The 12010-nt window shown below is 26.7% G+C and carries 14 protein-coding genes and 1 pseudogene; 5 read left to right on the top strand and 10 right to left on the bottom strand.

The window, feature by feature from the left end; genetic code table 11:
• Nucleotides 1-9: 9 nt before the first annotated feature.
• Genes A2J15_RS01455 through aat form a run of 4 tightly spaced genes read left to right on the top strand, consistent with a single transcriptional unit; the run spans nt 10 to nt 3641 of the window.
• The gene (locus A2J15_RS01455) at nt 10-609 is read left to right on the top strand and encodes a thioredoxin domain-containing protein (protein ID WP_066778707.1); all 600 of its coding nucleotides are present in this window, start codon (nt 10-12) and stop codon (nt 607-609) included.
• Nucleotides 609-899: an ATP-dependent Clp protease adaptor ClpS gene (locus tag A2J15_RS01450; protein WP_066778706.1), complete on the top strand. Its 291-nt coding sequence runs from the start codon at nt 609-611 to the stop codon at nt 897-899. The genes A2J15_RS01455 and A2J15_RS01450 overlap by 1 nt, the downstream gene beginning before the upstream one ends.
• A complete protein-coding gene (locus A2J15_RS01445; RefSeq protein ID WP_066778703.1) occupies nt 896-3022 on the top strand; it encodes an AAA family ATPase in 2127 nt (708 codons plus the stop codon). The genes A2J15_RS01450 and A2J15_RS01445 overlap by 4 nt, the downstream gene beginning before the upstream one ends.
• Entirely contained in the window at nt 3000-3641 is a 642-nt protein-coding gene (gene aat / locus A2J15_RS01440) for a leucyl/phenylalanyl-tRNA--protein transferase (RefSeq protein ID WP_066778701.1), read from the top strand. Before A2J15_RS01445 ends, aat begins: the two co-directional genes overlap by 23 nt.
• Before the next feature lie 93 nt (nt 3642-3734).
• On the opposite strand, the gene A2J15_RS01435 is transcribed toward aat, so the two are convergent.
• The 5 genes and pseudogenes from A2J15_RS01435 to A2J15_RS01415 form a co-directional block, all read right to left on the bottom strand.
• Complete coding sequence (locus A2J15_RS01435) at nt 3735-3965, bottom strand: thioredoxin family protein (protein WP_152778851.1); 231 nt, start codon at nt 3963-3965, stop codon at nt 3735-3737.
• Between the two features lie 121 nt (nt 3966-4086).
• A pseudogene (locus A2J15_RS01430) lies at nt 4087-5021 on the bottom strand (permease).
• Nucleotides 5022-5074: 53 nt separating this feature from the next.
• On the bottom strand, nt 5075-5347 hold the full coding sequence (locus A2J15_RS01425) for an ArsR/SmtB family transcription factor (protein ID WP_066778696.1): 273 nt from the start codon (nt 5345-5347) through the stop codon (nt 5075-5077).
• A 205-nt stretch (nt 5348-5552) separates the two neighbouring features.
• Nucleotides 5553-6179, bottom strand: a complete 627-nt coding sequence (locus A2J15_RS01420; RefSeq protein WP_116980515.1) for a MarC family protein — start codon at nt 6177-6179, stop codon at nt 5553-5555.
• Between the two features lie 15 nt (nt 6180-6194).
• Nucleotides 6195-6554, bottom strand: a complete 360-nt coding sequence (locus tag A2J15_RS01415; RefSeq protein WP_066778691.1) for a methionine-R-sulfoxide reductase — start codon at nt 6552-6554, stop codon at nt 6195-6197.
• A gap of 90 nt (nt 6555-6644) precedes the next feature.
• Between A2J15_RS01415 and A2J15_RS01410 the strand changes: the two genes are divergently transcribed.
• Nucleotides 6645-7442: a ferritin-like domain-containing protein gene (locus A2J15_RS01410; RefSeq protein ID WP_066778690.1), complete on the top strand. Its 798-nt coding sequence runs from the start codon at nt 6645-6647 to the stop codon at nt 7440-7442.
• Here the strand turns inward: A2J15_RS01410 and pssA are convergent.
• From pssA to A2J15_RS01385, 5 genes are read right to left on the bottom strand one after another with little or no spacing between them, the layout of a single operon-like run.
• Nucleotides 7439-8161, bottom strand: coding sequence for a CDP-diacylglycerol--serine O-phosphatidyltransferase (gene pssA / locus A2J15_RS01405; protein ID WP_066778688.1), 723 nt, complete (start codon nt 8159-8161; stop codon nt 7439-7441). The genes A2J15_RS01410 and pssA overlap by 4 nt on opposite strands.
• A gap of 7 nt (nt 8162-8168) precedes the next feature.
• Complete coding sequence (locus A2J15_RS01400) at nt 8169-8786, bottom strand: phosphatidylserine decarboxylase (RefSeq protein ID WP_066778685.1); 618 nt, start codon at nt 8784-8786, stop codon at nt 8169-8171.
• Nucleotides 8783-10714 (bottom strand): ATP-dependent zinc metalloprotease FtsH, encoded by a 1932-nt coding sequence (gene ftsH, locus A2J15_RS01395; protein ID WP_066778684.1) that lies wholly within the window; start codon nt 10712-10714, stop codon nt 8783-8785. The genes A2J15_RS01400 and ftsH overlap by 4 nt, the downstream gene beginning before the upstream one ends.
• Nucleotides 10714-11562, bottom strand: a complete 849-nt coding sequence (locus A2J15_RS01390; protein WP_066778682.1) for a 50S ribosomal protein L11 methyltransferase — start codon at nt 11560-11562, stop codon at nt 10714-10716. The genes ftsH and A2J15_RS01390 overlap by 1 nt, the downstream gene beginning before the upstream one ends.
• Before the next feature lie 21 nt (nt 11563-11583).
• Entirely contained in the window at nt 11584-11976 is a 393-nt protein-coding gene (locus A2J15_RS01385; RefSeq protein WP_066778680.1) for a chemotaxis response regulator CheY, read from the bottom strand.
• Nucleotides 11977-12010 lie beyond the last annotated feature (34 nt).

Here is a 12010-nt window from a genome sequence, read left to right as displayed (position 1 = left end):
ATAATCTTGATGAAAAAACAATTAAGTGTAATTTTAATAGGTTTAGCATTTTTTTTAAATGCTTGCTCTAAGGAAAAAATTCAAAATGATTTTATGTTTGAAGAATATCATAAAGGTGACAAAATAGTTTTAAATAGTATTAATGGTGGTAGCAAAACTTTAATAAGAACGCAAAAAGGTTTTGTAGTAGAAGGCGAAGAAAATAAAATTCTTATGTTTGATTTTTTTGGAACTTTTTGCACACCTTGTAAAGAAGAAGCTTTAGATCTTAGTAAACTTTGGAAAAGCAATTCTAATAAATTTATTATCATTGGATTAACTCATTTTGAAAATGTTAGTGATGAAACAGTTAAAAAATTTGCCAATGATTATGGAGCTTATTATTTTTTAAGCAATGATAAATCTAATGATCGCATTATTGCTCAAATTTTAAAAGACATAGATTATCAAAATATGGAACAACTACCTTTTAAAGTTGTATTAAAAAATGGAATTTACCAAGAACTTAGCGATTATTGGAATAATTATACCCCAACCCATTTTTATCTTGGTAAAATTCCTACAGAACTTATGCAAGAAGATTTAAATAAGATTTATAAAGGAAAATAATGCCAAAAATTCAAATTTTAGATCAAACAAAACTTAATGAACCTAAGATGTATAAAGTTATACTTCTTAATGATGATGTAACCACTATGGATTTTGTTATAGAAGTATTAATGAATATTTTTCATCAAGATTTTGAAAAAGCTAGCAAAATTATGCTAGAAATTCATCATAAAGGGTCTGGAATTTGTGGTATTTATACTCAAGAAATAGCACTTTCAAAACAAAAAAAAGTTATAGATAGTGCTAAACTTGCTAATTTTCCCTTACAAGTAAAGGTAGAAGAAGAATGAAATATGAAGAAAATTTACAAAAATATCTTGATAATGCTAAAAATTTAAGTTTAATAAATCATCATGAATTTGTTACTTGCGAGCATGTATTATTTGCTTTATTAAAACTCAGTATAGATTTTAAAGACATTTTTGAGGAATTTTCACATGGAGATTTAAATCTTTTAGAAAATGAATTAAAAAATTATATTTCAAAAAATAATCAAGTAATAAAACAAGAAATAGAACCTACATTATCTATTGTTTTAAATGATATCTTAATATCATGTAAAAATAAAAATGATGAAATAAAAATTATAGATTTCATAGAGCAACTCATACAAGATCAAAGATCTTATTCAAGTTATCTCTTAAAAAAACATCACATCAATCTTGAAAAAATTCAAGAATTTAAAAATAATAAAGATACACAAAATTTAAATACCTACACAAGCGATTTAACATTATTAGCTCAAAATGGCAAAATCGATCCTTTAGTAGGAAGAAAATTTGAATTAGAAAGAATATTGCAAATTCTTTCTCGTCGCAAGAAAAATAATCCTATTTTAGTTGGAGAAGCAGGTGTTGGAAAAACTGCTATCATAGAAGGATTAGCACTAGCTATTAGTGAAAAAAAAGTACCTAAAAATTTACAAAATGCAAGAATTTTTAGTCTTGATATGGCTAGTATACTTTCAGGAACAAAATACCGTGGAGACTTTGAAAAAAGAATTAAAGAAATTTTAAATGAACTTCAAAAAATACCTAATGCTATTTTATTTATAGATGAAATTCATACTATAGTAGGAGCTGGAAGTACAGGTGAATCACATACAGATTTTTCAAATCTTTTAAAACCAGCTTTAAGCAATGGAAGTTTAAAATGTATAGGTGCAACAACCTTTATAGAATACAAAAACACCTTTGATAAAAATAAACCTCTAAGTCGTCGCTTTGCCAAAATCAATGTTGATGAACCTACTCAAGAAGAAAGTTTAGAAATTCTTAAAGGTCTAAGAAGCAAATACGAAAATTTTCACCATATAAAATTAAGTGATGAAATTCTTGAATATGCTGTTATTTGGGGTAAAAAATTCTTTAACGATAAATTTTTACCTGATTGTGCCATAGACTTAATAGACGAACTTGGAGCCTCTTTTGCCTTAAAAACAAAGGCTAAAAAAAATGCAAATTTAAAAGATTTAGAAAATGTTTTAACAAAAATGACACATCATCATAAAATGTTTGAATTTGATCAAAATAAGGCTTTATTCAATTTAAATACCAACTTAAAAACAAAAATTTTTGGACAAGATGAAATTATAGATAGTCTTGTTTTAACATTAAAACAAAGTTTTGCAGGATTTAAAAATTCTAATACTCCACGTGGAATATTTTTATTTACTGGTTCAAGTGGAGTTGGAAAAACAGAACTTTGCAAAGCATTAGCTCATTATTTAGGATTAAATTTAGAACGTTTTGATATGAGTGAGTATGCAGAAAAACATGCCTTAAGCAAACTTATTGGATCTCCTGCTGGATATGTAGGTTATGAAGATGGTGGACTTTTAAGCAATGCTATACGAAAAAATCCTTTCACATTAGTACTATTTGATGAAATAGAAAAAGCACACCCTGATTTAACAAATACCTTTTTACAAATTTTTGATAATGCCCAACTTACAGATAATGCAGGATTAAAAGTAGATTTTAAAAATACCATTATTATAATGACTTCAAATTTAGGTCTTAAAGAAAGCAATGAATTAGGATTTTTAAGCCAAAATGAAGAAAAAAGCAAGCGTGCTATTAAGGATTTTTTTGCCCCTGAATTAATTAATAGAATTGATAAAATCTTGCATTTTAACAATTTAAATGATGCAATTTTATCAAAAATTATTGAAAAAGAATTGAATGAAATTTCTAAAAATTTAAAAAATATCACTCTAATTGCTGATGAAAAAACAAAAACATATCTTGCCAAAAAAGCCTATAATAAAGAATTTGGGGTCAGGCTTTTAAAACGTATTATTTCAGAAGAAATTGGAGAAAAAATTAGCGATGAAATACTTTTTGGAAAATTAAAAAAAGGTGGTATAGCCAAAATCAAACTTGGGAAAAATGGACTTGAACTTATATTCTAAATTACTTCATGCTCCTAAAGATAAACCTGTATTTTTAAGTCCAAATTTAGAACTTAATTTTCTTTTAAAAGCTTATAGCTTTGGTCTTTTTCCATGGACAAGCAAACCTGCAACTTGGTGGTGTCCTGATCCAAGATGTATTTTAAAACCTGAAGAAATTCATATTCAAAAAAATATAAAAAAATTTATCTCTTTTTATGAAATACGCCTTGATGATAACTTCTTAAAATTAATCACTCTTTGCAAAAATCAACGTGATCAAAGCTGGATAGATAATGAATTTATTGAAATTTACAACAAACTTTTTCATCAAGGTTATGCACATAGTCTAGAACTTTATGAAAATAATGAACTCATAGGAGGAATTTACGGCTTAATTTTAGGCAAAGTTTTTTTTGGGGAAAGCATGGTAAGTCTTAAAAAAAATGCATCTAAAATTGCCATGATTGAACTTTGTAAATTGCTAAAACCTTATGATTTTATAATAGATTGTCAAATTTATAATAAACATTTAGAATTTATGGGTGCAAAAAATATTCCTAGGAAAGAATTTTTAGATATTTTAAAACAAAAATGTAATCAAGACAGCGGATTTAATAATTTTAAAAATTTAATATAAAAACATATTTATTTTAATTTGCTTATGTTAAACATTTTTTATCATTTTATTTTAAAAATAAAATGATAAAAATAATGTCATATAAAAATATATTTATTTTTTAATATTATTTAAAACAAATTCTTTAAGCTTCTCATCATTAGGTATTCTACCATAACAAATCACTTTTTCATTGATAATTAAAATAGGCATAGTCGTAATATTATAGCTTGCAATAAGTTTTAAATCTGTAATATAAATTAATTTTACATCTAAATTAAGTTCTTCAATAAGTTTTTGAAGTTTAACATACAATGTTTTACAAGAAATACAACCTAAACCCAAAACTTTTACAATATTTTACTATATTGCATCTCTAAATTACAGCTTGAATTTTCTTTTTCTTTACAAGAAGATGGGCTAGGTTTTTTAAATAAATTAAATATTTTCATTGCAATTCTCCTTATTATTTTAAAAATGGTGCTAAAAAATTAAATAAATAACCAAGTAAAATTATTCCCATAACACAAATAAAAACAAATAATGATAATAATTGAGGCTTAAGTGCGCGCTTTAACATAATAATAGAAGGTAAACTCAAAGTAGTTACTGCCATCATAAAAGATAATACAGTTCCCAAACCCACACCTTTTTCTAATAAACTTTGAGCAATAGGAAGAGTACCAAAAATATCTGCATAAATAGGAATACCGCATAAAGTAGATAAAACAACAACAAAAGGATTATCTTGACCTAATATACTTTGTATAAAACTTTGAGGAATCACTCCATGAATTAAAGCTCCTATTAATACCCCTATAAAAATATAAATATACACTCTTTTAATAGTAAAAATTACTTGTTCTTTTGCATAAACTAATTTTTCAATCTTACTTTGCTCGATAATATCTATTTGAGTTGATTGCATATTTTTTATAAAATCTTCAATATATCTATCCATTTTTAAATATTCAATCAAACTTCCACCAATAACTGCAAGTAATAAACCAAAAAAATATATAAAATTGCAATTTTAAAATTAAATATTGAACTAAGTAGTATAATTGATGCTAAATCTACCATAGGAGAAGATATTAAAAATGCAAAAGTTACACCTATTGGCAATCTTGCACTTGTAAATCCCATAAAAATTGGAATAGATGAACAAGAACAAAAAGGGGTTATTGTTCCTAATAAAGCTGAAAATATTCTTGCCTTTAAACCGCTATATTTTGAAAGTATTTGCTTGGTTTTTTGTGGTGAAAAATAACTTTGAAGATAAGAAATGATAAAAATTAAAACGGCTAATAAGATAAATATTTTTATACAATCATAAATAAAAACTTGATCTATATTAAAAAAATATAATAATTTAGTAATTAATACACTAAGCCACTCCATTCCTAAAATTTGAGACTCAATAAATTGCCAAACAATATACAATTTTTCCATTTTTACTCCTTATTAAAAGATTTTAATGTATCAATAATCACATTTAAATTATCTTTATTTAAAGAATAATACATCCATTTACCCTCAGAACGCGCATAAATAATTTTAGACTCCGCAAGGAATTTCATATGATAAGAAAGTGTAGATTGCTTAAATTGAAAATTATCCAATAAAACACAAGCACATTTTTCTCCTTCACTTAATAAAGAAACTATTTTTAATCTATTTACATCAGATAATGCTTTAAATATTATTGATATTGACTCAAAATCCATTTTTTCTCCTTTATATAGATATTTATCTATATATTATAATCTTTTATATTATAATCTTTTATATAGATAATTGTCAATATGTTATTTCAAATAATTTTTATATAAGTAATTTGATATTCTTGATTTTAAAGTTTTATAGTAGATAAATTGATAAGCAATAAATTAAAAAGTTATATATTAAAAATAAAAACACCTAGTAAGATATTTACAAATTAAATATATCTTTTAAACCTGTAATAACCATTTTAATTCCCATAGCAACAATAAAAACTTGAGCTATACGAGAAAAAATATGCAAAATTAATTTTCCAACTATTTTTTCTATGGTTGCTGCAAAATGAAAAAGAATAAACATAAAAATAAAAGCTATAACAATACCCCCAAGTGCAATATCAACTCCCTTATCTTCTGATATAACTATAACACTAGCCAAAGTTCCAGGGCCAACAAGCATAGGAAAAGCCATAGGAATTAAACTCTGTCTTAGAAGTTCTTCTTCATCCATATTTTGATAATTACTAAAGTCTTTCATAGCAATCTTAGTTGAAAAAAGTAAATTTTTAATAGCCATTATAATAAGTACTAAACCACCAGAAATTCTTAAATCATCCAATGAAACCCTAAAAATATAATTCATAAATAAAGGTCCTGATAATAAAAATATTAAAACTATTGCAAAAGCAGTATAAAGTATAGTTCTAAAAAGTTTTTTCCTAAGTTTTAAAGATAAACCATCACTCATAGCTAAAAACTGTGTTAAATTTCCAAAAGGATTTAACACAGCAAGCAAAGTAATCCCAGCAAAAAACATTAAATGGATTTGAAATTCCATATTAAAAAGCATATTTTAATTCTCACTTTTTACAAATTCCAAAGAAATAGAATTCACACAATGTCTTGTATTTTTAACAGAAAAACCCTCTCCTATAAAAACATGTCCTAAATGTCCTTTACAATTTGCACATATAATTTCTGTTCTAATTCCATCTTTATCAGGAATTCTTTCAATTGCTCCTTTTATTTCATCATCAAAACTAGGCCACCCACAACCTGATTTAAATTTATCTTCAGATTTATAAAGTTCTGCATGACATTGTTTACAATGATACATCCCTTTTTCATAAAAATCATTATATTTTCCGCTAAAAGGAGCTTCCGTTCCTTTATTTAAAATAATATTTTTTTCTTCCTCATTTAACTTTCTCATACTTAATCCTTGGTAAAATCATTTTTTATATTATATAATTAAAATTTCAATTTTAAAATATGATTTTATAATTTTTAAGAAAGTTTTCAAATGCAAAAAGAATTTTTTAATCAACTTCAAAATATACTCTATCAAAAAGATATAAAACAAAAAATTGATCATTTTAAAAATTTTTATGAAGATTTTAAAAGTCATAAATTTATTTTTAATCATGAATCTTTAAGTATTTTTCAAAAAAATACACCCCAAAATATAACCTTATTACATCCTACACGTATAAGAAGACCTAAACTTGTTAATTCAACCCATGCTCTTGCTAAAATCATACATTCTATTGCCCATATAGAATTTAGTGCTATTAATTTAGCCCTTGATGCAAGTTACCGTTTTAAAAATTTACCCATGCAATTTTATCAAGATTGGCTTGAAGTAGCTAGTGAAGAAATTAAACATTTTCAACTCTTAAATTCTGCGCTTGAAGAACTTGGCTATAAATACGGATCTTTTGCAGTTCATGATAATTTAGAAGCTGCTTTAGAAGCCACTAAAGATTCTTTAAATTTTAGAATGGGCATTGTTCATAGAGGCTTAGAAGCAAAAGGATTAGATGCTAATCCTTATATTGTAAAAAAACTTCAAAGCTCTAATCATCCTATTAAAAAGCTCTTAATAGAATATTTAGATATCATTCTTAATGATGAAATAAAACATGTAAAAAAAGGAGATACTTGGTGGAAATTTGCTAATGAAAATCAATATGACTTCATAGATCTTTGCAAAATCTTTAAGCAATTTCCTCTTGCAGGTAAAAAAATAAACCTCAAAGCAAGAATAAAAGCTGGTTTTAAACAAGAAGAATGTGAAAAACTTGAGAAAATTTATTCTTAATTTTTTACTTTCAATTTTGAAATAATAATAGTATATAAAACACGTACAATACCATAAAGTACGTACAAACTTGCCAAAATTACCAAACTTTCAAGTGGATAAAGATATAAAAATGAAAATACAATTATTAATAAAACCAAAACCTTCAAAACACTAGAGCGATTAAAGTCAACTTTTTTAAAACTTGGATAACGTATATTGCTTACCATTAAAAGACCTAAAATAGCCTGTAAAATTAAAAAAACCACCCCATAAGGTTTTAAAAAATCATAACTAAAAAAAGCATAAGTCCATATAGCACTTACTACAGCTGCTGTTGGTATAGGTAAACCTATAAAAACAGAAGGCTCATAAGCGCCTGTGGTAACATTAAATCTTGCTAAACGAATAGCACCAAAAACAACAAAAAAAGCTGTAATTAAAGAACCTAACTTTTCAAAATGTATTCCTATACACATATAAAAAAGTACTGCAGGTGCAACACCAAAAGCTACTAAATCCGCTAAAGAATCAAACTCTACACCAAATTTAGAAGTTGAATTAGTAAGCCTAGCCACACGACCATCAAGCCCATCACAAATTAAAGATAAAATAATGTAAATCAAAGCCATGCAATAATTTTGATGCATAGAAGCTATAATAGAAATAACACCTAAAAATGCTGAAGCAGCCGTAAAAAGATTTGGCAAAATATAAATTAGTTGTGGTCTATTATTCATAATTTTCCTATACAAGATAAGCAAGCAAGGAGCCTGCTTTAATTTCATCATGTATACCTATATGAACTCTAGTGTCTTTTGGCAAAAGCAAGCTTATAGAGCCATTAATTAAAAATCCCATTCTATGCCCTACTTTTAAATCATAGGAAATATTTTCTAATTTTAATTTCCTATCAAAACAACCTGCATAAATACGTAAAGCTATGATTTTATCATTTTTAGTTTTTGCTAAAATACAGAGTCTTTCATTCATGATTTTTGCAAATTTTAACTCACTGCACAAAAAAAGTCCATGTTTTAAGCGAATATCTATAAGATCCATATTACAAGGTGCATTAAAAGTTCCAGCATCATAAAAAGCATTTTTGATATTAATTTCTACACATTCGCCAAGATCTTGATAATAAACATTTTCTATTTTGGTTATCTTACCATCTATAGGAGAAAAAATAGCTTTTCCATCATTACAAATAAAATCTCTTTTAGGTATTCTAAAAAGAAAAAAACAAAATAAAATTATTAATAATAATAAAACAGAAAAAGAATAAAAAATCCATATAAGGATAAAAAGCAAAATTATAAAAATTAAGCTTAAATATCCTTCTTTGGCAATATATTCTTTCATTCTTTTACTTCACTACTAACTTCATCAATTTCTTGCAAACGTGTTGGAAGATTATTTTGAATTTCAAAATCTTTAATAATTTCGCGTACTTTAGCACCCTCAATAGTTTCTTCTTCATACAATACTGCCACCATGGCTTCAATTGCTCCCTTATAAGTACTTAAAGTATTTTTTACATCCTCATAACGCTCATCTAAAGTTTTTTTAACATAATCATCTAAAGATTGTGACATTTTTTCAGAATAGTCTTTTATAGTTTGCCCACCATTTAAAAAAGTATTTCTTTGTTTTTCAAGAACCATAAGTCCTGCAATTTCACTCATACCATATATAGAAATCATAGCTTTTATAATATCAGTAGCTCTTTCTAAATCATTGCTTGCCCCAGTTGAAATTTCACCAATAAACACTTCCTCAGCTGCACGTCCACTCAAAAGTACATCTATTTCAGCAATAAGTTCATGCTTTTGCATTAAAAATTTATTTTCCTCTGGTGTATTTAAAGTATAACCTAACGCTGCAAGACCACGAGGAATAACAGAAACTTTGCTAACACGTTTAGCACCTTTAGTAGTTTCAGCAATCAACGCATGTCCGCATTCATGATAAGTAACGATTTTCTTTTCTTTTTCATTGATACGTCGTGATTTTTTCTCAAGTCCAGCAATTGCTCTTTCAACAGCTTCTACTAGATCATTTTGTTCTACATATTTTTTAGAATCTCTTCCTGCTAAAAGCGCTGCCTCGTTAATAATATTTGCAAGATCAGCTCCTGCAAGTCCTGCAGTCAAACGTGCAATATCTTCTACTTTAACCTTGGAAGAAATTTTAACATCTTTCATATGTACTTTTAAAATATCACATCTACCTTTAAAATCAGGTTTATCAACTAAAACTTGACGATCAAATCTTCCTGGTCTTAAAAGAGCCGCATCTAAAACTTCAGGACGATTTGTAGCCGCTAAAACAATAACAGGAGAACTTTCCGTTCCAAAACCATCCATTTCAGCTAAAAGCTGATTTAAGGTTTGCTCTCTTTCATCATTTCCACCCATCATACCGCTTGCAGCACGACTTTTACCTATAGCATCTATTTCATCAATAAAAATAATAGCTGGTGCTTCTTTTTTTGCATTTTCAAATAAATCTCTTACACGAGAGGCACCTACACCTACAAACATTTCTATAAAAGATGAACCTGATACACTAAAAAACGGTACATCAGCTTCACCAGCAACAGCTTTAGCAAGTAAAGTCTTACCTGTACCTGGAGGTCCAACAAGTAAAAGTCCTTTTGGAATTTTTGCTCCAAGTTTAATATATCTTTCAGGATATTTTAAAAAATCTACAATTTCTTTAACTTCTTCTTTCGCTTCTTCTACTCCAGCCACATCACTAAATTTAACTTTTGGTTTTTCTGAATTTACAAGTTTTTTAGAACTTCCTATACCAAGTATAGAACTACCCATATTTTTTTGCATACGACTTGCTAAAAACATCCAAATACCAAAGAAAATAAATACTGGTAAAACCCATGAAACAAGTATGTCCATTAACCAATTTGTTTCAGAATAAGCTCCATAACCAATATTTTTACTATCTAACAAATTCACAAGTTCAGGATCATTAACTTTTTTAGCTATATAAATAATATTATGTGAACTTGAAATTGCTTTAATAGTAGTTTGACCTATACTTACTTGATTAATTTGTCCATTTTCAATAAGTTTTTTTAATTCTGAATAAGGAACATTTTTACTTGTTTCATTTCCAGTTAATGCTCCACCAAAAGAACCATTTCCGTCAAAAAATCCTTTAAAAATAATTATCATCACAATTGCAAAAATCGCAAAAATAACAATAGGATTTTTATTAAAAAAATTACTACCTTGTGGATTACCCTTATTATTTTGGGTGTTATTATTCATTATTTATCCTTTTTATTATTTTTATATACAAAACTATACCACTCATTGATTTGCAATTCATCAATGAGCTCTAAATCTTGAAATTTTTTCTTAATTCTCATCTTATATTTATCCAAAATTCCTGATAAGATAAGTATAGCATTATCTTCTAAATGGTTTTTAATATCTTTTTCTAAAATTAAAATTACATCAGCAACGATATTTGCAACAATTAAACCATATAAACCTTTTGCCTTATTTATAGAACCACACCATGTTTTTTTAAAATTTATTTTATTTAATCTTGCATTTTTTAAAGCACTATCAATAGCCAATTCATCAGTATCACAAATTTCAACTTCACAAGATAATTTTGCCATAACAATACCTAAAATTCCACTACCACAACCAAGATCTAAAACTCTTAATTTAGGTGTAGCAAATTGCTGTAAAAATTTCACACAAGAATACGTACTTTCATGATGACCTGAACCAAAAGCTAAAGCTGGATCAATTTTTATATTAATATATTCTTTTTTCTCTTCTTGCCAACTTGTATGAATATAAACACTATCAATTAAAATAGGTTTTATAGCTTTTCTATATTCATTTATCCAATCTTTGTTTTCTTTTTCTTTAAGTGTTAAATTAGAAATAATATCATGGTTTAAATTAAAAGATATTGCAAGTTTTTGAGCAAATATTTCAAGTGCCCATGAGAGTTCATTTAAACTCTCATTAGATCTTATATAAATACCGTTATCTTTTTCCTCTATAGCTTCTACACCTAAGTCAAAAACAAATTCAAGAAATAGATTTTTATACCGGTTTTCTACGATAAAAAATAATTCATAATATTTTTTCTGCATTTAAAATTTCAAAAATGAGTCTTACTCTGCTGCACCTTCTGCGCTACCAGTTCCTAAAACATCTTCAAGTTTTTCTTTTAAAACTTGCGGAGTAAAAGGTTTTACAATATAATTATTTACACCAGCTTTTAAAGCAGTAATCACTTCAGCTTTTCCACCCTCAGTTGTAACCATAATAATAGGCATATCTTCATATTTTGCTTCAGCTCTTACTTTTTTTACAAGCTCTAAGCCATTCATTTCAGGCATATTCCAATCTGTAATTAATACTTTAACATCTTCATTTTTAGTCAATAAATCCCAAGCTTCCACTCCATGCTCAGCTTCTAAAACATCATCGTGTCCAAGTCTTGTTAGGGTATTTTTAATAATCCTTCTCATAGTAGAACTGTCATCAACAACTAACAATTTCACAATCTCTTCCTTTCAAAGTTTTGTACTCTTATAT

The sequence above is a fragment of the Campylobacter hepaticus genome (assembly GCF_001687475.2).
GTDB classification, from domain to species: Bacteria; Campylobacterota; Campylobacteria; order Campylobacterales; family Campylobacteraceae; genus Campylobacter_D; species Campylobacter_D hepaticus.
The sequence above is the reverse complement of the archived record's forward strand: the minus strand, read 5'-3'. Positions and strand labels throughout refer to the sequence as shown.